Source organism: Synechococcus sp. CS-603 (genome assembly GCF_977929215.1).
The window spans coordinates 1,882,180-1,905,725 of the sequence record NZ_OZ376778.1 but is presented as its reverse complement, the minus strand read 5'-3'; the positions used below and the strand labels follow the sequence as shown (position 1 = coordinate 1,905,725).

Below are 23,546 nucleotides of genomic sequence, written 5' to 3'. Positions count from 1 at the left end.
CCTCATTCCCCCGGCTCAAGCCGGGCCATGACCGGCTCAGGCTGGGGCAAGGGGAGACCCTCTTCGAGAACGCCCCAGCGCAGTTGCTCCAACCAAGTGCCGGCAGCGCCACTGGACAGTGGAGGCTGACCGAGTTGCTTCAACATCCTTTCGCAGAGATCGGGCAGCAGGGGCGCCAGGAGCAGGGCCACATGCCGGCTGGCCTCCAGAACGACATAGAGATCATCGGCCACCTGCAGGCGACCGTCCCCCTGTTTGATCCGGCTCCAGGGCGCCTGTTCGTTGAGGTAGCCGTTAGCGGCGATCGCCAGTTGCAACGCGGCTTCAGCGGCCTGACGGAAGTCCAGGCGCTCCATGCCAGCAAGCACCAGCTCCCGGGCCGTAGCCGCCGCCGCCGCCAAGGGATGGTCGGCCATGAATCCAGCCGAGACGGGAGGCACGGCGTTATCAAACCAGCGCCGGGCCATTGAGGTGGTGCGGTTGAGCAGGTTGCCGATCGTATTGGCCAGGTCGTTGTTGACCAGATCGAGGAAGCGTTGCTGCTGGAAGTCCCCGTCATCACCAAAGGTGATGTCGCGCAGCAGATACCAGCGCACCGCGTCGCGGCCGTAATGCTCCAGAAGCTCGGCTGGATCGAGCACATTGCCCAATGATTTACCCATCTTCTGGCCCTCCCGGCTCAGGAAGCCATGGCCAAACACCTGCTGGGGCGGCTCCAGGCCCGCCGAGAGCAGCATGGCGGGCCAGTAGACGGCATGGAAGCGCAGGATGTCCTTGCCGATCACGTGGACATGGGCTGGCCAACCGCGGGTGATGGCGAGATCCAGATCGGCGGGATCGCCTGGCTCAAGCAGGGCCGTGATGTACCCCAGCAAGGCATCGAACCACACATAGAAAGTGTGATCGGCATGGCCGGGAACGGGGATCCCCCAGGGCAGGTGCAGGCGGGAGATCGAGAAATCGCGTAGCCCCTGGGCCACGAAGTTCTCCACCTCGCGGCGCCGGCTGGCTGGTGCGATGAAGCCCGGCTGGCTCACCAAAGCTTCGATCTGAGCCTGATAACGCGACAGGCGGAAAAACAGGTTGAGCTCATCGCGCCACTCCAGCGGCCGGCGGTGAATCGAGCACTCCGGATCCTCAGCCCCGAGGGCATCATCCTTGAACTCTTCGCAAGCCACGCAGTACCAGCCCTGCTGGCGGCCTTCCACCACATCGCCTGAAGCCTCAACCCGTCGGTAGAACTGCTCGACAATCTGCCTGTGGCGAGGATCGGTGGTGCGGATGAAGCGATCGTTGCTGATCGTCCAGCGTTGCCAGAGCTTCTCGTACGTTTCGCTGACCTGATCGCAGTGGGCCTGGGGGCTGACACCGCTGGCTTCTGCCGTGCGTTGAATTTTGAGGCCATGTTCATCACATCCGGTGATGAACAACACCGGCTCGCCCTTCAAACGCTGGAAACGGGCCTGGGCATCACAGGCCAGGGTGGTGTACGCACTGCCAAGGTGCGGCTTGTCGTTGACGTAATAAAGCGGGGTGGTGAGGGTGTAGGTCATGGAGCCGGATCTTACCCATCGCTGCCGCTCCTTCAGAATCCGGCCGTTCGCCGGGAGTCGCTATCAACAGGATCGAAGACGGCGCTGAGGTGGTGGTGTGGGGAGGCGGCAGCGGTGGTGTGGCGGCGGCGCTGCAGGCGGCCCGCAGCGGAGCGTCCACACTCTTGCTCACCCCGGGCTCCTGGTTGGGGGGAATGGTGAGCGCTGCCGGGGTCTGCGCTCCCGATGGCAACGAGCTCTCGCCCTGGCAGACGGGACTGTGGGGAGCCTTGCTGCGCCAGTTGCAGCAAGAGGAACCCGAAGGGCTCGATCAGAACTGGGTGAGTTGCTTCGGCTGGCGGCCAGCCACGGCAGAAACCATCTTGCGGCGCTGGCTGGCAGCAGAACCCCGCGCCCGCTGGTGGAGTAACTGCCGCCTCCGGGACGTGGAGTGCCTGGGCTCGCGCCTGCTAGCCCTGACCGTGGAGCGGGGCGGCCAGCTGCTGCGGCTCCCCTTCGAGGTGCTGGTCGATGGCAGCGACCGGGGCGATCTGCTGCCACTAGCAGGCGTGCCGTTCCGGCTGGGCTGGGAAGCCCGCGAGGAATGGAATGAACCCAGTGCCCCGCTGCGCGCGCGACTGGAGGCGGAGCCATTTTTCCAGCGCCAACGGCTGCAATCCCCCACCTGGGTGGTGATGGGCCAGCTGGGAGAGGGCGGCTGCCCGGACGGGCGGCGGCTGGCGGCGCCCTTTGAGCAGGCCAGCAGCCACTTCGGCTTGGAGCGGACCATCACCTACGGGCGCCTGCCTGGCGGTCAGGTGATGTTGAACTGGCCGCTGCATGGCAACGACTGGCACGGAGATCTCGGCGGAGCTTTCAGCGGCGATCCCGTCGCTGAAAGCCACCTCTACGGCCAGATGCGTGCCCATAGCCTCGCTTTTGCCGCCGCCTGCGTGGAGGCCACCGACGGTTGGATGCAGCTGGGCTCGGTGTTCCCTGAGGCAGGCGATCCGGCCACAACCGGCCGCTCTGCCCTCGCCCTGATGCCCTACTGGCGAGAGGGCAGGAGGCTGTTGGGGCAGATCACGGTGAAAGAGCAGGATCTGCTGCCGAGCGGCCCGGGAGCCTCGATCGCGCCGCTTCCTTTTGATGGCGCGTCGATTGGACCCCAGGCCGTGCAATCGATTGCCGTCGGCAACTACGCCAACGATCACCACTATCCCGGCGAAGACTGGACCCTGGCCGCCAAGAGCTGCCGCTGGGGCGGCCGCTGGAGCGGCACCCCCTTCTGCATTCCCTACGGCGCCCTGGTGAGTGCGGCGGTTGACAACCTGTTGACGGCCGACAAGTGCTTCAGCAGCAGCCACATGGCCAACGGCGCCACCCGGCTGCAGCCGCTGATCCTCAACATCGGCCAGGCAGCAGGAGCGGCGGCCGCCCTGGCAGTGCGCCTGGGTGTGCCCCCGGTCGCTCTGCCGCTGCGGCCACTGCAACAGGCCCTGATCAATGATCCCAAGGCACCGGCCAGCCCCGTGCCGCTCTGGGATACCCCCTGGCACCATCCCGATCGCGCTCGGCGCCAGCACGCAGCGTTGGCCGATCCAAGCCTGATCTCAGCGGCAGGTCGCTGGTGTGGGCCAGCGGGGAGCGCCGCGATGGCGCCACCGCAAGAGGCCCAGGCCCAAAGGTTCAGCGGCCACCTGCACCCTGATGGCGCAGGCGGCTACAGGCTGGACACAAACTCAGCCAGCTGGCCCGTCATCACGCTTGAGCCTGTCTTGGCCAGCTGGCTGGAAGCCCAGCAGGGTCCCTGCCAGGTTGCCTTGATTGCCGTGGCGAATCCCTGGGGACCGTGGTTGCGGGCCTCCCGATTGGCGGATTGACTCAGCGCGCTTCCAGTCGGAGCAGGTCAGAGAGAGAATCCACCTGCTGCACCGTGACAGTGAAGCCATCACCGGGGGCAGCAGAGTCCGGGCAGCGCATCGCCTGATCCATGGCCAGCGCCTCGAGATGGACCAAACCGAGCCGGTCCTGGGGGCGGAGCCAGCGCAGAAACAACCCTTGCCAATGCTCGCTGCGATGCTGCTCGAACCAAACCTGCTGCCAGTGGCGCTGATCTTCGCGGCTGATCTGGATGCCCTCACGCAACACCGGATCAAGCTCGTTGAGCACCTCAGCCAGGGCGTCTTCGCCCAGCGGCTCCTCTCCTGAAGCAAGGGCCGCCAGCTGGCGCTGGACCACCAGATCACCGTAGCGGCGGATCGGAGAGGTGGCCTGGACATAGGCCGGCAGGCCAAGGCTGAAGTGCGCTGAGGGGCGAACGCCACTGCTGCCGCGCGCCAGGCAGCGGCGCAGGGCTGCATGACGCACGGGCCCCGGAGGTAGCGCCAGCAGCTCGGCCTCCGCTGGCAACTCAGCAGCGGGCTGGCCGCGATAGGGCAAAGCCAGGCCCTGCCTGGCGCCGTGTTCGGCCAGCACAGCTCCGTTGAGGATCATGGCTTCGGCCACCAGGGCCCGCGCCGCTGTCGGTTCGGTGATCTCCAGCTCCGCCCGCTGGCCGTCGGTGCGGATCCGCCCCTCCGGCTGCTCCATCTGCAGGGCTCCCTGCTGCAGTCGCCACTGCCGGCGCTGCTGCAACAGCAGATGCAACTGGGCCAGGTCGGCGTCCTGGGGTGGGGCCAGCTCGATCAGGTCATCACCATCGCTGTAGGTGAGCCGGTAGGTGGGGCGCACCCAGCTGCGCTTGATCGCATAGTTCGCGACAGCGCCATCGGCGGCCAGTTCGATCGACGTGCTCCAGGCAGGGCAGCGCTGACCCTGGCGCAGGCTGAACGGCCCTGAGGCCAGCGCGAAGGGGAACATCGGCACAACCTGCGCCGCTAGGTAGAGGCTGGAGGCCCGTTGCCGCGCCTCAAGATCCAGGGGTGAACCGGCCGGCACCAGCCGGCCCGGATCAGCGATATGGACCCAGATCCGGCAGCGGCCATCTGGGAGGGTTTCGAGGGAAAGGGCGTCGTCAATCTCCTCGGTTTCGGCGTCATCGAGGCTGTAGGTGCGCAGGCCGGTGAGATCACAGCGGCCTTGGTCGCTGGCGGTCTCCTGGTCGGCGCTGGCCATGAGCCGGCCGGCCTCCTCGAGCAGTTCGGCACTGAAGCCCCGCTCCCAGACACTGCGGCGCATCGAGGGGAGGCCATGGGGCTCCCATTGGCCCAGATCCACCAACAGATGGCGGATCGGACCGGGTTCCGCCGCGCAACCGGCCTGCTGCAAGCCACGGCGCAGCTCCGGGGACAAGCTGACATCGCTGGAGCCCGCAGCGAGCGAAAGCAGGAGCTCAAGCTCATCGCGCTGCGGGGCCGCCAGAGCTGCCGGCTCAATTGGAAGGCGCTGACGCAGCAGCTCGAACCAGGCGTCGCGGCGTTGGTCGGCGAGGCGAGCAAGGCGCCGCTCGCGCCGCAACTGCCTCAGATCCTTGAGCGAGCGGGGCTGGATCTCAGCGTTGCGCCAACGGAAAAAGAGCTGGTTGCCCTGTTGCAAGGCCAACCAACAGGCCGCGCGAGCCGCCGGGGTATCGGCGCTGGCCACCAGCTCCACAAAATCCTCGAGCGTGCAGGCCTGATCGCCAAGTAACATCCAAGCGGCCGCCAGATCCTTGGGGCCGGGATCGAGGGCGAGAAGGGCAGGTTCCGAAAGCTGCCAAGGAGCTCGGTCGATCCGGCCAGCCTTCGCCTGGCTGTCAGGGGAAGAAGCGATTGGATCAAGCTGACGCAGCGGGAGCTGCTGAGAGCGCCCCGACCAGCCAACGCAGAGGCTGGCCTTGGAGCCGTTGAGCGCCACCAACACAGCCAGTTCCGGTCCCTTCGGACCGATCAGGCCAACCAAATCCCCCGTTTGCAGGGCCAAGGCGCTACTCAGCCTTCAGGATTCACAAAGGGGAGCAGGGCCAGGATGCGAGCGCGCTTCACCGAGTTGGTGAGATCACGCTGCTGCTTGGCCGTAAGACCTGTGAGGCGGCGGGGCAGGATTTTGCCACGCTCAGTGATGAATTTCTTGAGAAGATCGACGTCTTTGTAGTCGATCGGATCACCGGGCTTGATCGGTGAAAGACGCTTTTTGAAAAAAGAACTGGCCATGAAATCGAAACAGGCAGGGTGGAAGAAAGGTTGACTGGCAGAGCACTGGAGATTGAACGAACGATCGATCAATCACTTCAGCGCCGAGCTCACTTGATCTCTTTGTGGATCGTGCTTTTGTTGCAGTGAGTGCAGAACTTCTTCAACTCAAGCCGTTCGGTGGTGTTACGGCGGTTCTTCTGGGAGGTGTAACGAGACACCCCGGGAGACCGCTTGGCGGGATTGGACCGGCATTCCGTGCACTCAAGAGTGATCACGAGCCGGACGCCCTTGTTTTTAGCCATGTAAGGACGTGCGCCGCTTGTGCGATGCGAACTGACAACATCTGATCTTACCTGCAGAGCCCCCCACCCCCTCTCCTTAAGATTGGCAAGTCTTTGATGGTTCAAGGCGGATGCGGGTCTCGCTCCAATGGCTGCGGGAACTCGTGGCCTGGGATGGACCGGTGACGGAGCTTGCCGATCGGCTCTCGATCGCCGGTTTCGAAGTCGAGCAGATCGAGGATCTCGCCGCCAGCGCCGCAGGCGTGGTGGTGGGTCAGGTGCTGGAGAAGACTCCCCACCCCAACGCCGACAAGCTCAATGTCTGCCGCGTTGACGTCGGCGCAGAAAGCCCGCTTCAGATTGTTTGCGGCGCTGCCAATGTGCAGGCTGGCCAGAAGGTGCCGGTCGCCCTCGTGGGTGCCCACCTGCAGGCCGTCGCCCTGACGATCAAGCCTGCTGAGCTCAGGGGCGTGGCCAGCAGCGGCATGATCTGTTCCCTCAAGGAGCTGGGCCTGGCTGACGACTCCAGCGGCATTGCCGTGCTCGATGCGCTGCTGGAAACGGTGCCAGCGCTCGGCAGCCCCGTCGGGCCCAGCCTGGGCCTCGACGACCAGGTGCTGGAGCTGTCCATCACCGCCAACCGCCCCGATGGTCTGTCGATGCTGGGCATTGCCCGGGAGGTCGCCGCCCTGACCGGAGCCCCCCTGCAGTCCAGCGTCCCCGCACGGGCGATCGAGGCGCAACCTCTGGCGGTGGCCGCCGCCGATCAGCAGGCGATCGAAGCCGGTGGCCTGTTCAGCCTCACCGCCCTCAACAGGGTGACTGTGGCGGCCTCCCCCAAGTGGCTGCAGCAACGCCTGGAGCATGCCGGCCTGCGGCCGATCAACAACGTTGTCGATGTCACCAACCTGGTGATGCTCGAAACCGGCCAACCCCTCCACGCCTTTGATTCCGACCGCCTGGCCGGGCTTGGCGGCGGCGAGGCAACGGCGCAGCGGATTGGCCTGCGCCAGGCGCGCAGCGATGAAGCCTTCACCAGCCTCGATGGCTTGGAGCATCGCCTCAGCAGCGAGGCCCTGGTGGTGACCTATGCCGGCACACCTGTGGCCCTGGCCGGGCTGATCGGCGGGGCGAACAGCTGCGTACAGCCGGCCACCACCAACCTCTGGCTGGAGGCCGCCGTCTTCGCGCCCCAGGCGGTGCGACGCAGCGCCCGCAGCGTCGGATTACGCACAGACGCCAGCCTGCGCTTTGAAAAGGGCCTGCCGCGGCAGGTGACCCTGGCGGCAGCGGATCGAGCCGTCGCGCTCCTGCAGGAGATCGCTGGCGCCCAGGTGGGCGAACGCTGGCTGCATCAACGACCTGGCCCGCCGCCGCCGCCCCTGGAACTGCGCCGCAACGCCCTGCATCAGCTGCTCGGTCCGGTGCTGGTGGACGGCGCCGAAGTGGATCTGGACGATCAACGGATCACCGGCACCCTCGAAGCCCTCGGCTGCCGGCTCGAAGCGGGTGACGGGGGCTGGACCGTGACGGTGCCCCCATCGCGGGCGATGGACCTGCAACGGGAAGTCGATCTGATCGAAGAGGTGGCCCGCCTGGTCGGCTACGACCAGTTCGCCAGCCACTTGCCTGATCCGATCTGCCCAGGGGGCCTGGAGCCAGTCCAACGGGCGGAGCGACGGCTGCGTCAGGCCCTCTGTTCAGCTGGCTTGCAGGAACTCTGCGCCCTTTCCCTGGTGCCGGCGGAATCCAGCCTCGGCACGGCGCTGCGGGTGCCCCTGGCCAACCCCTTGCTCGCCAATTACAGCCACCTGCGCGACAACCTGATCGAAGAGATGCTGCAGGCGGCTCGCCGCAATCTGCAGGCGTCGCGAGCCGGTTTCTGGGGCTTCGAAATCGGCACCGTGTTCCGCCCTCCCGCCGATGGGAACGAGGTTCCCAGGGAGCATCTCGAACTCGCCGGAATTATCTGCGCTGAGCGGCGCAGTGAGCTCTGGAGCAATGGCGGTAAGCCCAGCCACCCCGATTATTTCCAGGCGCGCGGGATCTTGCAACAGGCGCTGACCAGCCTGGCCATTCCTTGCGTCGATCGCCATCTCGGTGACCCGTTACTGCTGCATCCCGGCCGGGCCGCCGAGTTAGTGGTCGAGGGCCAGGTGGCCGGCTGGTTCGGCCAACTCCATCCCGCTCGGGCCGAAAGCCTCGACCTGCCAGAAGCCACCTATCTGTTTCAGCTGGCTCTCGCCCCCTTGCTCACGGCGGCCACACGGCGCAACCGCTGGCAGCCCAGCTATGCCCCCTACGCGACCGTGCCGGCCTCGGAGAGAGATCTGGCGCTCGTAGTGCCAGCCACGGTCACAGCAGGCGAACTGCTGGCTGCGATTCGCAAAGCTGGTCAACCGATGCTCGAGTCCGCTGAGTTGATCGACCGCTATGCCGGTGATCAGGTCGGCGCCGGAGCCGTCAGCCAGGCTTTCCGCCTGCGCTACCGCGATCCCCGACGCAGCCTGACTGAAGCCGATGTGGAGCCGAGCCACAGCGCGATTCGTGACGCCCTGGCCAAGCAGTTCGGCGCCCAGCTCAGGAGCTGATCACCCGCTCAAGCACGGCCAACGCCTCGACATGGCTGGTCTGGGGGAAGAAGTCGAGCGGTTGGATGCTGCGCACGACCAGGCGGCCATCGGCACTCAGCCTGGCCAGATCCCGCGCCAGGCTGGCCGGGTTACAGCTGAGGTAAGCCACCCGAGCGGGAGGGTCAGCCACGATGGCCTCGCAGACCTTGTGCGGCAGGCCCTTGCGGGGCGGGTCGAGCAGCAGGGCATCGGCGTGGCGCAGGGCTTCGGGCAGGCCAATCGCCACATCGGCGACCTCCAGTTCGACGTTGTTCAAGCCGTTGAGGGCGGCATTGATGCGGGCCTGCTCCACACTGCCGGCCTGTTGTTCAAGGCCCAGGACCTGGGCGCCGGCAGCCGCCAGCGGCAGGGTGAAGGTGCCGATGCCGCAGTAAGCATCGACAATTCTGCGATCAGGCGAGGGCTGCAGGGCCTGCAACAGCAAGGGCAGCAGTTGCTCTGCCTGGGCGGTGTTGACCTGGAAAAAAGTATCGGGACCGATCTGATATTGAAGGCCGGCGAAACGCTCGATCAACCAGGGACGACCGGCGATGCAGCGGGTGGTCGGGCCCATCAGGGTGTTGTTGGGCCGGGGCTGGAGGTTGAGGCACACCCCGACCAGCTCAGGCCAGCGCTCCATCCAGATCGCGGCCTGGATCGCCAGATCGGGGAGGTCGTCATGGCTGCTGATCAGGGTGAGGAGCACGTCGCCGGTGTGATGGCCCAGCCGCAGGGCCAGATGGCGCAGCCCACCGCCTTCACTGAGGTTCACGTCCACCGGCCAGTCACTGACCTCCAGATCGTGTTTGAGCGGAGCGATCAGGCGATCCAGGCGGGGATCGAGCACCGGACAGCGGTTCATGTTCACGATCCGGTGGCTGCCACTGCGGTAAAAGCCAGCTCGCAAGCGCCCCTCAGGGGTGCGCTCGAGGGGAATCACCGCCCGGTTCCTGTAATCGGTGGGAGCCTGGGCCGGAATGATCGGCTCGCTTTCGATGCTCAGCCCGCCAATGCGGCGCAGGGTTTCCTGGACCAACGTCTGCTTCCAGAGCGCCTGGGCCTGGTCTTCAAGGTGCTGAACACTGCAGCCACCACAGTCGTTAGCGAGGATGCAGGGCGGTTTGCGGCGATCGGCAGAATCGTTGTGGCGTGTGATCAGCTCGGCCACCAGATGGCGCTGGGCCCGGTGCTGAACACGCACGCGCACGTTCTCGCCAGGGAGGGCATTGGGCACGAAAACCACCAGACCAGACTCACCTTCTGCGGAATCAGCCGTACGGGCCACACCCTGTCCCTCGTGGTTGAGGCCGTGGATGCACAGCTCCAGTTCGATGCCTGTTGCCGGCAAGCTAGAGACCATTAACAGCACCCCATCAGCAAGACCCCAGCACCGGGTTCGGCCCAGCAGAAACGAACTTTGACCCTAGATGCAAAGGGGCATTACACATGGCTCCCTTGGGGCTCCCCTGGGCCAAAGGGTCGATAGGATGCCTGGGCGCGTGGTCGAGTGAATGAGCGTTGTCCGGGATCTGATCCTGCAAGCCGATGATCAGCTCCGCTATCCAAGCGGCGGTGAGTTGCGTTCGATGGCGCAGTTCCTCTCGGGCGGTAACCAGCGCATCAGGATTGCCCGGGTGCTGAGCGAAAACGAGAAAAAAATTGTCAGTGAATCGGCCAGACAGCTGTTCGAACTCAAGCCCGACTACGTCGCCCAAGGTGGCAATGCCTACGGTCAGCGGCAGCGGGCCCAGTGCCTGCGTGATTTCAGTTGGTACCTGCGCCTGGTCACCTATGGCGTGATGGCCGGCAGCACTGAAAAAATCCAGGAGATCGGTCTGGTCGGTGCCAGGGAGATGTACAACAGCCTGGGCGTTCCGATGGCGGGCATGGTGCAGGGGATGCGCAGCCTGAAAGCCGCTTCCCTGGTGCTGCTCGGCACTGAAGACGCCGCCGTTGCCGCGCCCTATTTCGACTTCCTGATCCAGGGAATGCAGACCTCGGTCTAAAACTCCAGCTGGAACTCCGCCCCGTCAGCACCCTTTGCTCAGGGGTGACGGCTACCTGCCGAGGTTCTTCGCGCAGGCAGGCGTTTTGTGGCGCCCAAAAGGGTCTGCCCTCAAGAGGGTCTTTGCCCAATAGGGGAGCGGAACAGGGCCCCAGGCCGCTGCGGACTGGACGAACTTACTCGCGAATCCAGCTCTGGATTCAGTATTGGACCCATTTCACTTCTCATTCGAGACAAGCGCAACTCTTCTGCGAGACAAGCGATAGCGCAGAACAGTCGCGTCAAAGCCTTCACTCTAGAAATGGTCTTTGAATGGGACTAGCCATAAGTCCTGATTGGGATGTCTGATACATTCACTTCAGCGGGCTTGCGACGGAAGAACGCAGCCAATAACACACGCGCTGAGGATCACGTGAACCAGCAAAACCATGCAAGCGCGATGACTCAACTGACGTAGATGAGTCAAGCAAGAAGACTCTTCAAGAGAATTGTATGAGACACCTTAGAGTAGCTTAAGACTCATTTCAAGACCGAGAACAGGACTTGGATGAGACTCACAGGAGCCTGAAGCAGACAGTTCCAATCAAGCCACCAGCAGTACGACCCGAATTTTCGCTGCCAAAGTGAATCCGCCGCGATGCCGCCAGAACAAGAGCGGGCCGCGAGAGAGCCCAACTTGGCATCGACACAATGAGGGGTGCATCAAGTCCAAGCTCAATCCAGCTGCAAGCGACGGTTGGCGATGACTGCGGTCATCACCGAGCGGCTCTGACGTGACCCCCATCAGTGGTCCAGTTCCAGTGAGAGCTGGTGGGGTTGTCATGCCGCTCTCCATTGCTGGAGGACTTCCAAGGGCGTACGCCCTTGGAGAGCCGAATGCGGTCTGTATGTGTTGTACTCCATTCTGTGCCTTTCCGCCAAGATCTTGGCTTCATTGACCGATGAGAAGAGTTCAATATTTAGGAATTCATCCCTGAGCCTGCCATTGAAGGATTCAACGAATGGATTCTCCCAGGGTGATCCTGGTGGGATATAGGCGACGCCAGTGCCACTTCCTGTGCACCATTCCTGCAGGGCATGGGCAATAAACTCTGGTCCATTGTCCATCCTCAAGTGGGTGGGTGCTGGATGCTGTTTGAGTAGCTCCTCAATCGTGTCGATCACATCCACAGCCTTGCAGCGCCGGCCCACCCGAATGGCCAGACAGACGCGACTGAATTCTTCCACGACATTCAAGAACTTGAGATTTCTGCCATTCATAGTCTGATCAAACTGGAAATCAATCGCCCATACGTGATGTGGGTACTCGGCCCTCAGAAGCTCTCTCGATCCGTTTGCCGCTCTCGAGCGCTTCCTCTTGCGGGGCAGAGGCCGCTGTAACCCTTCCTCCCGCCAGATCCGTTGCACCCGCTTGTGGTTCACGCTCCAGCCATCCAGGAGCAGGCGCCGATAGACCAAGCGCCGTCCCCAGCGCACATGGCGACGTGCCAACGCCAGGATGCTCTGCCGAAGCTTGTGCTCCTCAAGATCAACAACGCGTGCTGGTCGGCGTTGGGTGGTGCGGTTCTGTCCTGTCAGACGGCAGGCGCGCCGCTGCGAAACCCGGAATCGATCCTGCAGAACCACAACGGCTCTGCGGCGTCGTTCCGGGCTTAGAAGTTTCCCTCGGCAAGCTCCTTGAACATGGCCTTGTCGAGCTCTGCGTTGGCCAACAATCGTTTGAGCTGAGTATTCTCGTGCTCCAGCTCCTTGAGTCTCTTGGCCTCGCTGGATTTCATTCCTCCGTAGAGCTGCTGCCAGCGGTGGTACGTGGGAGCCGAGACCTCCAAGGCCCGACAGACATCGGCGACAGTCTGACCTTGGTTGAGCAGCTGCTCGGCCTGCCGAAGCTTGCGGATGATCTGCTCTGGGTTGTGGCGCTTGCGTTTCATTGGGCTTCTCCTGGCCAAGTCTGGCCAATAGGGAAGCTCTCATAAGGACTGGTTCAGTTTTTAGGGTCCACGTCAGCTCCATCAAACGAAAATGACGTCATGATGATCGAAACTGACGTCTGGCTGATCGATGAAACTCGCCGCGATCGATATTGGGACGAACTCCATTCACATGATCATCGTGGAGGCGATCGCCGAGCGGAATTTCAAAGTGATTGAGCGCGAAAAAGAGATGGTCAAGCTGGGGAGTGGGGTTTTCGCAACCAGGCAAATCGGCGATCGCGCCTTTGAAACTGGCTTAGACGTGATCAAGCGCTATGTGCGGTTCGCTGAACAGGTTGGCGTTGATCAGGTGATAACCGCCGCAACCAGCGCCATACGCGAAGCGCAGAATGGTGAAGCCTTTTTAAGCGATGTGGAGAGCCGCAGTGGGCTGACTCCCCGGATGATTTCCGGCAAAGAGGAAGCCCGTCTGATTCTCTTGGCCGTTCGTAATTCAATCGCACTTGGCGTGGATAAAGCCCTCATCTTTGATATCGGTGGCGGCAGCACGGAAGCTGTGATTGGTGATCGGCAAAACCTGCTTTTCAGCAAGAGCCTGCAGTTGGGAGTGCTTCGCCTACTCGATATGTTTGAAGATCAAGGTCCCGTAGGTAGTGAGGCTTGCCACCTTCTTGAAGCACACATCCAGGCTTTGGCCCAGCAGACAATCGACCAGATTCGAGTCATCGGTTTCGACCGGGTGATTGGTACCTCGGGCTCCATTCGTACGCTAGGAGAGGCAGCCAATCTTCTGGCCGGCGGCGATTCTTGGCAATCGGTGAATGCCGAAACAGTTCAACTCAAAGACATCGAACGCCTGACGCATGAATTGCTGAAAATCAAAGCAGCAGATCGCGCCAAGTTCGATGGAATTAGCGAGAAACGAGCCGATGCTATCCAACTGGGCGGCGTCTTACTCATGCAGTTGTTGAACATGGTTGGCGCCCAAGAAATCACCCTTTGCGATGCGTCTCTGCGTGAGGGAATGATTTTAAACTATCTTGAGCAACACACGCACAGGGTCACATCCTTTCCGGCTTATACGAATCTACGCGATCGGAAGGTGGCTCAACTGGCCCTGAAATATGATTCCGATTGGCAGAGAAATGAACACGTTTCCAGCTTGGCATTACAGCTTTTCGACCAAACCCAAAAGCTTCATTCCTACACCCTATTCGAGCGCAATCTGCTGCGATTTTCCGCCCTACTTCATGATATCGGCATGTACATATCTTTCCGGAAACACCACAAAAACTCGCGAGATATTATTAAGCGGACAATTCCACGGGGCTTTACCGATGAAGAAACGTCATTGATCGCCATTTTGATGCGTTACCACTGCAAAGCGGCTCCAACCAAACGGCATAAACGCTTCAAGAAGTTGTCAAAAGCACATCGCCAGATGATTCGAGTTCTCTCAGGTCTACTTCGAGTCGCAATCAGTCTGGACAAAACCAAGACCGGGCGCGTTCAGTCCTTGTCTTGTCAGCTATCAGAAAACACGATGAAGATCGGAGTCTTAGGCACTGGCAACCTTGATCTGGAACTTTGGGCCGCCCGGCGCGATCGCCAGGTGCTGGCCAAAGCCCTCGATCGCAACATTGAGTTTCACCAACTTCCCTGTTTCCCCTCGTCCTGATCGCGTGCTGGACCATAAAGAGAGCACGGCGAAGGCGCTCATCAGCTTGCGTACCTGCTTTTTAAGCAGGTACGCAAGAACAGGCAATCCAGTCCTGGCAAAGGTTTAGGGAAGGGCTCGTTAGTACTGGACAGTGGCCAACGACCGGATTGGACAGCAAATCCGCTGGGCAGAAACCAGGGACCAGCAACCAAAAGCCATCCACCTCACCCAATGACCAAAACCCGAAACTTGGCGAAGGCCTGCAACCTGAAACCAGCTAGTTGAAGGCTGCAGGCCAGGGCGAGAGCGAATAAGAACGCAAGGGCCCAATCGCTAGATCACCGAACTCAACCAAGACTCAGGTCAAGACTAGACATAAGACCAAGATGCGAACCATGAGGCACTCAGGCCTTAGCGCGATAGAGCTCCTTCAGCAACTGGTAGGCCTCGTTAAGGCGGCGCATCGCATCGGCGCTGCCGCCGGCGTCGGGATGGTGATTCAAGGCCTGCTCGCGGTAAGCCTCTCTGATCTGATTGAGACTGAGGCGATGCCCGGTCTGGGTGGGCAGGTTCAGCTGACGCAGGGCCCCCTGCAGCGTCATGGTGTGCTCCAGGGTCTGGAAGGAGGTGCCGCGATGCCGGCGGCGGAAGCGGTGCACAAAACGACGGATCAAGGTGGGGATCCGCAGCGTCAGGGTTTCGGTGCTGAAGGGATCCTCCAGCAATCCGGCAGCCACCATCACCCGATCGAAACTGGCCGGCCCTGCAGGCCAGGCGGGAATGACACCGAGAATCCACTGCTCAGCCAACGACCAGGTGAACGGGCGGCCATCGGATTGGTCGGACTGGGGCCAGATCTCCTGGGCCAGCCAGATCATGGAGGCCTCCAGCACCGCCGCATTGGCCTCGGTGCCATAAAGACTGAGCCAATGCTCCCTTGTAGCCAGCAAGGCTTGATCCAGATCGATCGGGGCCAACGGCGGCAGCGGTTCCTGGCTCCGCACCGACCCTGTCGCTCGGGGATGCAGGCTCTGCCGCAAGCGGTCGGATTTCTGCTTGACAAATCCGGGCAGATCGATTCCTGAGCCTCTGCCCCGTGATCCTGCAGGAGGCTGCGGATCAGCGGCTCGCGTGGTCTCCGGAGCTAGCAAGCCCTCAGCACCTAGCGGAGTGCTAGCCGCTTCGAAGTCGAACACCAGTTCGGCTTGGTGACTGTTGGCCAGGAGCACGAGAGAACCATTCTCATGCAAGACGAGCGCTTCTTGGTTGTCGTCTTCAGTCTCGAGATCTTCCTCACTGCTGAACAGATGGTTGAGAAGTCGCTCCAGTGCATCGCCCCGTTTGCGATACCCCCACTCGCTGCAGAGCTGATCAAACTGCGCAAGACGATCCAATGGCAGATCGAGGCTGAAGCGCTTTCGTATCGGTCGTTCAGCTTCAGCCACGACTGCTCCTACCTCTGCTCACCGGCGGCGCAGATCTAGCGCTCCATCATCTGGTTGAGAAAATCCTGCTGGGCAGTGGCGGCCTGCTGATAGCGATCCAGCAACGACTGGGTGACCTGGGGAGTGTCCCGGTTGCCTGGGAGGCCTGGAGTTGTTTGAGGCAGGCCACGGTTCAGCCGGGGCAAGGGTAAGGGTGGTAAGGGCTGCATCCAGGCGGGGATCACGGCCGGACGGCCCAGAGGCAGGAGGGGAGGCCTGGGAGTTGCCGGGGAGGGATTGACCCTGGGTGTGGCTGGCCTGACTGGCCTGTTGGCCGCCGGCGCGGGTGCGGGGGCAGGGGCCACGACAGGCGGTCTGGCGGTGCCGGCCACGGCCGGGGGAGCTGGAGGAGCTGTCCTTTTTCTCGCTGCTGCTGCTGCCGCTTCGGCGCGGGCAACCTCCACCTGGCGCTCGCGCTGACGCAGCTGGGCGAGCTGAGAGGCCGGAACAACACTGAGTAAGTGGCCAGGCGTGGCATCAGCCGGATAAACCAGGCTCACCCTCAGCGGATTGTTCACCCCGGGGGAGATGTTGAGTGAACCCAGGGAAAGGCTTTCCCCGGATTGCATGCCCACGTGAACTTCGCGGTAGCCCTCGCTGGTTTCGATGCCGATCGAACCGCGAAAGGCGGTGAATTGCTTGCCAGGAGCTGTCGGATGGCTGAGAACCAACTCGTAGGGCCCGCTGCCTTTGAGATCGAGATTGACATCAAAACGCACGCCGTAGGTGCCGATGTTGTCGAGAGCCGAATCCAGCATGCGGCTGGCCAGCTGATTCACCTGGACGTCACGGGTTCCGAAATTGTGGCGAGGGGTGCTGGTGAGCGGCACATGCAGTGGACCGCTGCTGAGATCGTGGCTGAGACGGGCCTCATAGGCATCACCGAGGGCCACACCACCGACCCGGGAGAACACCCTGCCATCATTGATTTTGGGCAACATATCTAGATAGGTGCGGCCTGGAGCAAGCACACCCTGATCAAGGACGGCAATCAGGTCGGCATCGGTCTTGGGATCCTCCGCAGCGATGACCGCCATCTGGAACGGTCCGTCGCTGCGCCCCCGCAACAGGCCGTTGGCAATGCCACGGGCCGGCAGCCGGGTGTGGAAGAGAACGGCCCGGCTCTTGGGAGGGATCACGAAGCTTGCAGGCATCTTCGAATCCAGTTGATTGCGCAGCATGATCACGGCTGTGGCATCACCCGGTCCGGTGTTCCAGGGCCGCGGCCCCAACGGCTTCACTCCCATCAGGTGGTTGCCTAAATAGGGAGCCTCGAAACTGTTGCGAACAGCACCACGGTCGAACTCCAGGGCGACAGGCTTCGCCCCCGGATTGATCACGATGGTGGCAATCGTCAGCTTGCCGCGCACATAGCGTCCGCCCAGGCGGCTGGCATCTTCAGGGAAATACTTGTGATGGGCATGCAGGCCAAATTCACCGTTGAAGGTGAAGGTGGCATTGTCGAGCCGTTGGCCGGTCTCCCGGGCCCAGGCGGAACCCGGTGCGGTGTTGATCAAGATGCCGGGTCCGAACACCTCCTCCGGCTGATTGGAGTGGAGCACGGGCACCTTGTTGAAGGTGCCATTGAGGGGGCGGGCAGACTGGCCCGCCATCAGCGAGACATAGGCCTGGGCCGGAGCGACCTGAAGAACGGCGGCGCCGGAGAGGGCCACGGTGAGGGAAAGAACGCATCCCCTGGAGACGGCAAAGTCGTTTCTGAAATTCAAGCGATCCAACAACCGAAAGACTGGTTCTGTGCTGATCGATCCGGCTGTACTGATCTGGCTGCGCGCAGACAGGGGATCTCACTAGCGGTTGATAATGGCACAGGTCGATTCAAGCCTTCACCGCAACCGCTGAACGGTCGCTAGAACCGTCTGGTCCTGAACCATTTTTCCATGTTCCCCTCCTTCGGCTGTTGCTCCGGCAGCAACAGTGACCCCGAGGCCAGTCGCCGTGCCTACCAGGAGCGCAAGCTGCGCATGCTCACCTTCTGGCGCGACGGTGTGGAACGGCAGTTGGCGGCTGTCAGCGCGGCCATCAACACGCTGGAGCAACAGATGCACCGGGATGGACCCTCAACTCAGAACTAAGATCCTGGCTTGATTCCTTCAGTCGGCTCCTGAGCTCGACGAGAGCCGTGCGCAGGCGGCGGTGAACGGTCATCGGACTGACATTCATCGCTTTGGCGGCCTGCCGGAGACTGCAGCCCTCCAGGACCACCCGCCTGACCACCGCTTGCAGGCCGGGATCGAGCCCCTCGAGAACCGCCATGGCCCTTCCTTCCTCAGCCCCTGAGCCAGCGCTTGCGGGCTGGTCTGGAGCGGCCAACTCAATCCCGTGGAGATCAAGAGACACCGGTCTGGCCAGGCCGCGAAGCTGCTCAAACCGTTGCCACTGGGTCAGGCCCAAGCCCAAGGCGGCGCAGATCTCCGTGGCGTTGGGTTCGCGGCCGGCCTGCATGGGCCAGGTCCGCTTCAGTTGGCGCAAGCGGTCTTCGAGTTCCTGCTGGCGCCTGGGTAACCGGATCGGCGCCGCCTGATCTCGCAAGTAATGAAGGATGGCACCGCGGATGTGCTGCCGGGCAAAGGCTGAAAACGGCGTCCCCAGGCTGGGTAGAAAAAGCTCAGCGGCCCGGATCAAACCAAGCAGGCCAACCTGGATAAGGTCGTCGGCGCACTCGGGGCTCAGAGCGCTGTAGTGAAGGGCAATGGGCCGGACCAACTCGCGATAGCTGGCCACGCGGCGATTGCGTTGGTTGAGCTTCTCGGCAGCGACCGAGTCGGTCTTGCCGAAATCCACAGCGATGGGGTGGGACATAAGGGAGCGGAGCAATCGATCAATGGGATGGGAACTGGGGAGGGCGCTGGACGCCGCTTCCTTTTCCACAAAGATCCCCGTCGCTTCGATCTGGCAACCGTGAAATCACGGAACCTTGGTGGCCACCGCTTCAAGCAGGGCCCAGGGTCCATGGGCCTTCAACCAGTCCAGATTGGAGTGCTCGGTCAACAACAGATAACCGGCAAAGCCGAGCGCATTGATGCTGAAGCCGGCCACATGCTCCTGGCGCCGCCGAATCATCAGGAACCACTCACGGCAGAACAGCAGGTTGTAGGGGGGCGGAGGGGTTCCGGCGGCGGCGGGATCCCCCAGGCCCAGGGCGATCGCCCCTTCGCGGTAGTGGGTCGCCAGGTCAGAGGCGGTCTCCCCCGCTGCCCTGGCCCTGAGCTGATACAGCCAGGGCCAGGGCGCCGCATCACCGCGAAGCTGGGCGCGAAGGGCAGGTTCCAGCGGGCAGGAAGGCTCCCCCCTGTGGCGGGGCAACAGCTGAAGGTGGCGGTGGGGTTGGCTGGCTCCAGCCTGGGCAGAACTGTTGAAGAACCACAGCCCGGTGGTGTCTTGATCCACGGCCAGCACAGACCGCCAGTCGGCCGCCTCCAGCCAGCCGTTCTGCGCAGCCCACCTCTGGGTGATCAGCAGCACGTGTCCCGCCTGGACCGGATACTTGTTCAGGAGGAGCACATGGCTTTCGCCCAGGCGCTCCACTTCCAGCGGGGGGTCCCAGGGCAGGAAGGGATTGGCCCGGGGACCTGCCGCCCTGAGGTGTTTCGGCGTGGCGGAGCAGAGGCGACGCAACTGAAACGGAGCCCAGCCCTCTGGGCTGACCAGGCGGGTGATCAGGGGAACCAAGCTGCCCTGGCGGCAGGCCTGGTCGCTGCGCTCCAGGGCCGCCTGCCAGAGGCGCTCAGTTCTTGGCACCGATCTGCAGCCTGGCCAGGGAGGCTCCCTGGTAGTAACGGCCGAGAATCTGGTTGTAGGTCAGGCCACTGAGGGCCAGTTCTTGCGCGCCTTCCTGGCTCATGCTGGCGCCCAGATGACCATGGGCCTCCACGGTGATCTGGCTGTTGGCCGCGTAGAGGCTTTCAACAATTCCGCCTTGGTAGCTGAGGATGAGTCCATCGGTGCGCCTGACTGCTTCGGCGGTGCGGTCCGTGACCGAAGCCAAGCCCCGGTAGGCCTGCCAGCGGGTGGTGTCCCCCAGGTGCCAGTGGGGGTCGGCGGGTCTGGCCATATGCGCCAGGGCATAGGAGCGGGCGGCCACCGCCTGGGCCTTGAGGGCCTGGATCGACCAGGAGCTGGGCATTTCCGCTCCTACCACCGACATCAAATAGCGCTCCAAAGGCAGATGGTTCACCGGAGTCAGGCCACTGCCGGTTCGCAGCAAGCGAATCCGGCCCTCGTAGGCCTGGCCGTTGACCAGCAGGGCAGAGCCAGCGGAGGTGGAGAGCCAGAGGCCGTTGGCCACCGCCGGCAGGGCCGCGAGTGCCACCGGCGTCTGGGCGGCTCCCTGGAGCAGAACGTCTCCTTCACTACTGCGCAGCGTCCAAGGACCGGTGGCCGTGAGACTGGGCTGGCCGGCCTGCCGCAGCAGCGCCACGCGGATCTCCAAGGCAACGGACTGACCGGGGGCAGGCTCCACCAGGGTTGCTACACCATCCTGCAGCCCGGGAGCGGAAGGAGCCGGCTCGGCGCGGCGGGCCTCGATGGCTTCGAGGCGGCGCTCTTCGACGGCCTGATCTTTGGCAGGTTCGGTTACGGCCGGCAGCAGCGCATCAAGGACGCGGTCGTCGGGCGTTGGTGGGGCAGGGCGGAACGATTGGGCCAGGACGCCCACACCAATGGCACACACGCCGAGGGGAGCGCCCAGTAAAAATCGCTTCAGCTGCCTGGAAGGCACCGCCGCCATTCGGCGATCTCGCCAGCGGCGCAGCCAGTTGTCAGGACGCCATCCCAAACCAATCGCCCCGAGCCTGTCAACTGGATCATGCCTGAAGACAGCCGTTCGCAGAGCATTCCGCCCCCCTGGCTGGACGCCTGCCAGCCCACCACCTGGTGGCATTGCCGTTGGGCGCACCACCACGGGGCCACCAGGGCATGGGCTGAGCCAGTGACCGGATCCTCGGCGATACCCAGGCCAGGCGCAAAGAAGCGGAGCTGGTAGTCGGCCGGCTTCCCCATCACCAGGGGCCGTCCTCCGCCGTCCGGGGAGCCTTGCATCAATACAAGGCCTGCGCGCAGCTCACCGGCCAGAGCCAGCGCAAAGGCCTGGCCATCCAAGCTCGCGAGGTCGGCGGTTTCAGCCAGCAGGGCGACCCAATAGCCGAGGTCGGACCGCCAGCTGGCCTGCAGGGAAACCCCGAGAAATGCAGAGAGATCCTGGGGCAAGGGGCAGGGCTCCAGGGGCGATGCAGGCAAGACCAGATCGGCGGAACCAGCATTGGATCGGCTGGTCAGGCCCTTGCCCTCGGGGTGATCGGAGTGGCAACGCACCGCCAGGCCGCCACTGCGGGTCTGAAAACAGCTGGCCGATCCCCGAGCCAATCGCTTCCAGTGGGCCAACGCCAAGGTGGCGGCGAGGGTGGCATGGCCGCAGAGCGGCACCTCACAGCTCGGCGTGAACCAGCGCAGGGCCCACGCCGCCAGGTCAGGGTGTGGCCCAGGGTCCTGGACCGGGCCAGCGATCTCCAGGGCGGCCATGGGAAGCAGGAAGGCCGTTTCTGATTGCCTGAAACAGGAGGCCACCGACTGCATCCAAGCCGCAGAGGCCGGTTTGTCGAGCAGAACCACCGCCGCCCCATTCCCCTGCTCCAGGGTTTCGGCGAACGCGTTGATCAGCACGGCCGGCGGAGTGGCCCCGCCTGGAAGGCCTCTCATCGCTTCTCCTGGCCGAGCTCTCGCTCCATCAGGATTCTGAGCACCTGATCGGCCGTGGATAGCCCCTCGACGAAGGCCACCACCTGTTCACAGATCGGCAGACTCAAATCATGCTGGCGGGCCAGCACCATGGCCGCTTTGGCAGTCATCGGCCCCTCCACGGTGGCCTGGAGGGTTTCCCTGGCCTCTGCTGCGCTCGAGCCTTGGGCCATCAGGCGCCCGAAGCGGTAGTTGCGGCTCAGGGAACTGTTGGCTGTGGCCAGGAGATCGCCCAACCCAGCCAATCCGTAGAGGGTGGCGGGGGCACCACCCATGGCCACCAGCAGGCGGCCCATCTCGGCCAGCCCCCGGGTGAGCAAGGAGGCCTTGGCGTTGGTGCCCAGGTCGAGCCCATCGCAGATTCCGGCCGCCACCGCCATCACGTTCTTGAGGGCTCCGGCCAGCTCGGTGCCAACCGGATCGCTGTTGGTGTAAAGGCGAAACGAATCACTGCTGAGCTCCCGCTGGAGTTCAGCGGCAAGGGCGGCATCGGAGGAAGCCAAAACGCTGGCGGCCGGTAGGCCTTGCTCCAGCTCGGTGGCCAGATTCGGTCCGCTCAGCACCACACAGCGCAAGCTCGGCAGGCACTGCTGCCAGACCTGGGAGGCGGTGAGTTGTTGCTCCAGGTCGATGCCCTTGGTGCCACTCAATATGGGCAGGCCAACCGGCCAGACCGGCGCCAGCTGGCGGGCCAGCGAGGGAACACCGGCCATGGCCACGGTGCAGATGATCAGGTTCTGGCCCCGCAACAGGCTGGCCGGGTCAGTTCGATGCGTGCGGGACCAGCGCTGTACCCGATGGCCCTGTTGCTCGAACAAACCGGACAGGGTTCGGCCCCACGCACCCTGTCCCAGAACGCCGATCTGCATCGCCATCCCGCCATCATGCGACATCCAAGAGCGGGAATTGGTCATGGCCTCAGCCCTGAACCCCAGTGCCGACGGGGCCCACGGCCTGCGGCATTGGCAGGGCGACGCCCTTGTGGTTGGCTGCGGCGGGATCGGTCGGGCCCTGATGGCTGAACTGGGCCGCCGGGCCCCCGGCCTGACGCTCTGGGCCGCCAGCCGTCAGGGTTGGTGCCCAGGCCCGGAGGACCCCGCCACAGGCATACGCAGCGTGGCGCTCGACCTGACTGATGACTCCAGCCTGGAGCGGTTCGCTCTGGCGCTCGAGCCGCTGCGCTCATCGTTGCGACTGGTGATCAACACCGCAGGCCTGTTGCATCAAAGCGGCCTGCAGCCGGAGAAACGCCTGCGACAGGTGAACCGCCAGGCCCTTGAGCAGCTGTTTGCCGTCAATGCCTACGGCCCCCTGCTGCTGGCCCAGGCGGTCGAGCCGCTGCTGAGCCGGAGCGAGCCGGTGCTGTTCGCCAGCCTTTCGGCCCGGGTGGGCAGCATCGGCGACAACCAGCTCGGCGGCTGGTATGGCTACCGCGCGGCCAAGGCAGCCCAGAACCAGTTCCTGCGTTGCCTCGCGCTGGAGTGGAAGCGGCGGCTTCCTCTGGCCTGTGTGTCGCTGCTCCATCCAGGCACCACGGAAACGCCGCTCACGGCGCCGTTCCGGGCTTCGGTTCCAGCTGAACGGCTGTTCAGCCCGGAGCGGGCCGCCAGCCAGCTGCTGGATGTGCTGGAGGTCCAGGGACCAGAGCAGAGTGGGCGATTCCTGGCCTGGAACGGGGCCGAGATTCCGTGGTGAGCGGGCCAGGCAAGCCGCCCAGGCCTTAGGTCTTAAGCCTTCACGGCCATTTGGTGCAGCAATTCGAGCGGAATGATCTGCAGGGCCGACTCTTCGGTGGCTTCAAGGCACACCGGTGGAGCGACGCCATCTTGATGGGCCTCAAGCCAGCGAGCGGCGCAGACGCACCAGTGATCTCCTGGCTTGAGGCCAGGAAAGTTGTAGGCAGGCATCGGTGTGCTGAGGTCGTTGCCCTGGGAGCGGCTGTAGCTCAGAAAATTTTCGGTGACCACGCAGCAAACCGTGTGCTGACCCAGATCGCTGCTGTCGGTGCGGCAGCGTCCGTCACGACGCCAACCGGTGAGGGGCTGGCAGCTGCAAATCTCCAGGGGCTCACCCAGCACGCTGAGAGCCTGTTCGCCAGCGGGATCCGGGGGGGTGGGAAGGGGAGATGGGTCCAATCGAAAAGGTGCTGCTGAGCGGAATTCTGACCGG

Annotated in this window: 21 protein-coding genes; 7 read left to right on the top strand and 14 right to left on the bottom strand. The window is 63.5% G+C overall.

From position 1 onward, the window contains the following. Nucleotides 1–2: 2 nt before the first annotated feature. Nucleotides 3–1,553 carry a methionine--tRNA ligase gene (gene metG, locus ACXMDM_RS09980; RefSeq protein ID WP_259722713.1) on the bottom strand — a complete coding sequence of 517 codons (1,551 nt, stop codon included), beginning with the start codon at nucleotides 1,551–1,553 and terminating at the stop codon, nucleotides 3–5. 89 nt (nucleotides 1,554–1,642) lie between these two features. Here metG and ACXMDM_RS09975 point away from each other — a divergent pair, with 89 nt between their 5' ends. Continuing rightward, complete coding sequence (locus tag ACXMDM_RS09975; protein WP_071801607.1) at nucleotides 1,643–3,415, top strand: FAD-dependent oxidoreductase; 1,773 nt, start codon at nucleotides 1,643–1,645, stop codon at nucleotides 3,413–3,415. Nucleotide 3,416: 1 nt separating this feature from the next. On the opposite strand, the gene ACXMDM_RS09970 is transcribed toward ACXMDM_RS09975, so the two are convergent. The 3 genes from ACXMDM_RS09970 to rpmG form a co-directional block, all read right to left on the bottom strand. Next, nucleotides 3,417–5,435 (bottom strand): ribonuclease catalytic domain-containing protein, encoded by a 2,019-nt coding sequence (locus tag ACXMDM_RS09970; protein ID WP_311134029.1) that lies wholly within the window; start codon nucleotides 5,433–5,435, stop codon nucleotides 3,417–3,419. An 8-nt stretch (nucleotides 5,436–5,443) separates the two neighbouring features. Then, nucleotides 5,444–5,665: a 30S ribosomal protein S18 gene (rpsR, locus tag ACXMDM_RS09965; RefSeq protein WP_071802293.1), complete on the bottom strand. Its 222-nt coding sequence runs from the start codon at nucleotides 5,663–5,665 to the stop codon at nucleotides 5,444–5,446. 89 nt (nucleotides 5,666–5,754) lie between these two features. Then, nucleotides 5,755–5,949 (bottom strand): 50S ribosomal protein L33, encoded by a 195-nt coding sequence (gene rpmG / locus ACXMDM_RS09960; protein ID WP_071801606.1) that lies wholly within the window; start codon nucleotides 5,947–5,949, stop codon nucleotides 5,755–5,757. Nucleotides 5,950–6,059: 110 nt separating this feature from the next. On the opposite strand from rpmG, the gene pheT reads away from it, so the two are divergent. Next, nucleotides 6,060–8,519, top strand: coding sequence for a phenylalanine--tRNA ligase subunit beta (pheT, locus tag ACXMDM_RS09955; protein WP_071801605.1), 2,460 nt, complete (start codon nucleotides 6,060–6,062; stop codon nucleotides 8,517–8,519). Here pheT and rlmD read toward each other — a convergent pair. Beyond that, nucleotides 8,509–9,888: a 23S rRNA (uracil(1939)-C(5))-methyltransferase RlmD gene (gene rlmD / locus ACXMDM_RS09950; RefSeq protein ID WP_233830791.1), complete on the bottom strand. Its 1,380-nt coding sequence runs from the start codon at nucleotides 9,886–9,888 to the stop codon at nucleotides 8,509–8,511. The genes pheT and rlmD overlap by 11 nt on opposite strands. 163 nt (nucleotides 9,889–10,051) lie before the next feature. On the opposite strand from rlmD, the gene ACXMDM_RS09945 reads away from it, so the two are divergent. Further along, entirely contained in the window at nucleotides 10,052–10,546 is a 495-nt protein-coding gene (locus ACXMDM_RS09945) for an allophycocyanin subunit alpha-B (protein WP_071801603.1), read from the top strand. 818 nt (nucleotides 10,547–11,364) lie between these two features. On the opposite strand, the gene ACXMDM_RS09940 is transcribed toward ACXMDM_RS09945, so the two are convergent. Then, a protein-coding gene (locus ACXMDM_RS09940; protein ID WP_120352794.1) for an IS3 family transposase occupies nucleotides 11,365–12,476 on the bottom strand; the annotation gives its coding sequence in 2 pieces (ribosomal slippage) (nucleotides 11,365–12,218 and nucleotides 12,218–12,476; 1,113 coding nt in all). A gap of 130 nt (nucleotides 12,477–12,606) precedes the next feature. Between ACXMDM_RS09940 and ACXMDM_RS09935 the strand changes: the two genes are divergently transcribed. Next, nucleotides 12,607–14,157 (top strand): Ppx/GppA phosphatase family protein, encoded by a 1,551-nt coding sequence (locus ACXMDM_RS09935; protein WP_071801601.1) that lies wholly within the window; start codon nucleotides 12,607–12,609, stop codon nucleotides 14,155–14,157. A 386-nt stretch (nucleotides 14,158–14,543) separates the two neighbouring features. Here the strand turns inward: ACXMDM_RS09935 and ACXMDM_RS09930 are convergent, their stop codons facing one another. After that, on the bottom strand, nucleotides 14,544–15,116 hold the full coding sequence (locus ACXMDM_RS09930) for a J domain-containing protein (RefSeq protein WP_233830788.1): 573 nt from the start codon (nucleotides 15,114–15,116) through the stop codon (nucleotides 14,544–14,546). Between the two features lie 228 nt (nucleotides 15,117–15,344). On the opposite strand from ACXMDM_RS09930, the gene ACXMDM_RS09925 reads away from it, so the two are divergent. Next, nucleotides 15,345–15,623, top strand: a complete 279-nt coding sequence (locus ACXMDM_RS09925; RefSeq protein ID WP_259734944.1) for a hypothetical protein — start codon at nucleotides 15,345–15,347, stop codon at nucleotides 15,621–15,623. Here ACXMDM_RS09925 and ACXMDM_RS09920 read toward each other — a convergent pair. Then, the gene (locus ACXMDM_RS09920; RefSeq protein WP_083544681.1) at nucleotides 15,620–17,236 is read right to left on the bottom strand and encodes a DUF3370 family protein; all 1,617 of its coding nucleotides are present in this window, start codon (nucleotides 17,234–17,236) and stop codon (nucleotides 15,620–15,622) included. The genes ACXMDM_RS09925 and ACXMDM_RS09920 overlap by 4 nt on opposite strands. A gap of 285 nt (nucleotides 17,237–17,521) precedes the next feature. Here ACXMDM_RS09920 and ACXMDM_RS09915 point away from each other — a divergent pair, with 285 nt between their 5' ends. Further along, complete coding sequence (locus tag ACXMDM_RS09915) at nucleotides 17,522–17,716, top strand: sigma factor SigF (RefSeq protein ID WP_071801599.1); 195 nt, start codon at nucleotides 17,522–17,524, stop codon at nucleotides 17,714–17,716. Here the strand turns inward: ACXMDM_RS09915 and ACXMDM_RS09910 are convergent. The 5 genes from ACXMDM_RS09910 to ACXMDM_RS09890 all read right to left on the bottom strand — a co-directional run bounded on the left by ACXMDM_RS09910 (nucleotide 17,664) and on the right by ACXMDM_RS09890 (nucleotide 22,252). Further along, nucleotides 17,664–18,458 (bottom strand): sigma-70 family RNA polymerase sigma factor, encoded by a 795-nt coding sequence (locus ACXMDM_RS09910; protein WP_259734943.1) that lies wholly within the window; start codon nucleotides 18,456–18,458, stop codon nucleotides 17,664–17,666. The genes ACXMDM_RS09915 and ACXMDM_RS09910 overlap by 53 nt on opposite strands. A gap of 90 nt (nucleotides 18,459–18,548) precedes the next feature. After that, complete coding sequence (locus ACXMDM_RS09905) at nucleotides 18,549–19,382, bottom strand: ATP adenylyltransferase family protein (RefSeq protein WP_259723089.1); 834 nt, start codon at nucleotides 19,380–19,382, stop codon at nucleotides 18,549–18,551. Continuing rightward, entirely contained in the window at nucleotides 19,369–20,361 is a 993-nt protein-coding gene (locus ACXMDM_RS09900; RefSeq protein ID WP_499569523.1) for a SpoIID/LytB domain-containing protein, read from the bottom strand. The genes ACXMDM_RS09905 and ACXMDM_RS09900 overlap by 14 nt, the downstream gene beginning before the upstream one ends. Next, nucleotides 20,343–21,338 (bottom strand): PhzF family phenazine biosynthesis protein, encoded by a 996-nt coding sequence (locus tag ACXMDM_RS09895; protein ID WP_259723091.1) that lies wholly within the window; start codon nucleotides 21,336–21,338, stop codon nucleotides 20,343–20,345. Before ACXMDM_RS09895 ends, ACXMDM_RS09900 begins: the two co-directional genes overlap by 19 nt. After that, entirely contained in the window at nucleotides 21,335–22,252 is a 918-nt protein-coding gene (locus ACXMDM_RS09890) for an NAD(P)H-dependent glycerol-3-phosphate dehydrogenase (protein ID WP_259723092.1), read from the bottom strand. The genes ACXMDM_RS09895 and ACXMDM_RS09890 overlap by 4 nt, the downstream gene beginning before the upstream one ends. A 37-nt stretch (nucleotides 22,253–22,289) precedes the next feature. Here ACXMDM_RS09890 and ACXMDM_RS09885 point away from each other — a divergent pair, with 37 nt between their 5' ends. Next, complete coding sequence (locus ACXMDM_RS09885) at nucleotides 22,290–23,072, top strand: SDR family NAD(P)-dependent oxidoreductase (protein ID WP_259723093.1); 783 nt, start codon at nucleotides 22,290–22,292, stop codon at nucleotides 23,070–23,072. 32 nt (nucleotides 23,073–23,104) lie between these two features. On the opposite strand, the gene ACXMDM_RS09880 is transcribed toward ACXMDM_RS09885, so the two are convergent. Continuing rightward, the gene (locus ACXMDM_RS09880; RefSeq protein WP_259723094.1) at nucleotides 23,105–23,512 is read right to left on the bottom strand and encodes a DUF2237 family protein; all 408 of its coding nucleotides are present in this window, start codon (nucleotides 23,510–23,512) and stop codon (nucleotides 23,105–23,107) included. Nucleotides 23,513–23,546 lie beyond the last annotated feature (34 nt).

Coding starts and splice junctions, on each gene's coding strand:
- metG (WP_259722713.1), bottom strand. CDS start 1,553: ATGACCTACACCCTCACCACCCCGCTTTATTACGTCAACGACAAGCCG.
- rpsR (WP_071802293.1), bottom strand. CDS start 5,665: ATGGCCAGTTCTTTTTTCAAAAAGCGTCTTTCACCGATCAAGCCCGGT.
- rpmG (WP_071801606.1), bottom strand. CDS start 5,949: ATGGCTAAAAACAAGGGCGTCCGGCTCGTGATCACTCTTGAGTGCACG.
- pheT (WP_071801605.1), top strand. CDS start 6,060: ATGCGGGTCTCGCTCCAATGGCTGCGGGAACTCGTGGCCTGGGATGGA.
- ACXMDM_RS09945 (WP_071801603.1), top strand. CDS start 10,052: ATGAGCGTTGTCCGGGATCTGATCCTGCAAGCCGATGATCAGCTCCGC.
- ACXMDM_RS09935 (WP_071801601.1), top strand. CDS start 12,607: ATGAAACTCGCCGCGATCGATATTGGGACGAACTCCATTCACATGATC.
- ACXMDM_RS09920 (WP_083544681.1), bottom strand. CDS start 17,236: ATGGCGGGCCAGTCTGCCCGCCCCCTCAATGGCACCTTCAACAAGGTG.
- ACXMDM_RS09915 (WP_071801599.1), top strand. CDS start 17,522: ATGTTCCCCTCCTTCGGCTGTTGCTCCGGCAGCAACAGTGACCCCGAG.
- ACXMDM_RS09895 (WP_259723091.1), bottom strand. CDS start 21,338: ATGAGAGGCCTTCCAGGCGGGGCCACTCCGCCGGCCGTGCTGATCAAC.
- ACXMDM_RS09890 (WP_259723092.1), bottom strand. CDS start 22,252: ATGGCGATGCAGATCGGCGTTCTGGGACAGGGTGCGTGGGGCCGAACC.
- ACXMDM_RS09885 (WP_259723093.1), top strand. CDS start 22,290: ATGGCCTCAGCCCTGAACCCCAGTGCCGACGGGGCCCACGGCCTGCGG.